1 pseudogene is annotated in these 905 nt (G+C 56.8%); it reads right to left on the reverse strand.

Annotation, left to right across the window (positions count from 1 at the left end):
- Positions 1 to 594 precede the first annotated feature (594 nt).
- Positions 595 to 766, reverse strand: a pseudogene (locus tag VSR82_RS39835) (IS5/IS1182 family transposase); the annotation flags it as partial.
- Positions 767 to 905 lie beyond the last annotated feature (139 nt).

Genomic DNA, 905 nt, shown 5'->3' on the forward strand with positions numbered 1-905 from the left:
AGGACGTCCTCACGCGATTGCCGACCCACAGGGCCAGCGACGTCGCAACATTGCTGCCTCATCGCTGGCAGCCGACAGTTGCGGTCGCTTAGCTCAATTCGTCAAGACGGGTTTGCTGGCCGCTTACAGTTAAGCGAATTATTGTCGCACATGAAGAGAGCCATCGTTGCATGAGCCTTTGTCCACGCAGGATGCTCCAACGTAACAATGGAATCAGGAACGTGACGTTAAGAGCACTGAACTGTCCCAATGGATGTATCCAGGGAAGGGACAGTCAGCGCGTGTTCAAGGAAGTTCTTTACCAGGACGTCCGGTCTGCTGTGCGACATCAACCGCCGACGCTGCCCCGGCGGGCGTTTTGCGCGCACATCAGGAAATCAATCGCACCTCCACTCAGTGTGATGTCGTAACGCATCGGCCGAGAATCGGTTGGCATGGATTTAATTGTCAACGCCGGTTGAATTCTGACCCGCTCAGTTTTACATCGGCGCTAACATTTAATCATGCGGCCACCCGTCATAAGGTGCCGTAGTCGTAACCCCATACCTGTGGTCGCCCCTCAGACGCGGCGTGGGCCGACTGTGCGAGCATACCGGCCACCATGACTTGACGCATCAGTTCTCCTAGCTGCGCGTGCACCTGATCACTGGCCGGCGTCACATGCACCGCGAGCAACTGCACTAGGGTATCAATAGCCCATGTTGACCTTGCTAAGGCGCTTGCGCTTGTAGCCGTCGTAACCAGCGCGAGACTCAATCTCGCAGGTTGGACTTGCCCCAGAGGTGGCGCCGGAATTTCGGACAAGGTCGGTAAGTGGAACGGTCGGGGCCTGAGCTGGTCATAGGGACCAGCAAAAGGAACCCAAAGATGGCAAAAAGAAGCCGCCGGTCGCATAGCCCGGCATT

Source organism: Burkholderia sp. JPY481 (genome assembly GCF_038900515.1).
GTDB lineage: Bacteria > Pseudomonadota > Gammaproteobacteria > Burkholderiales > Burkholderiaceae > Paraburkholderia > Paraburkholderia youngii.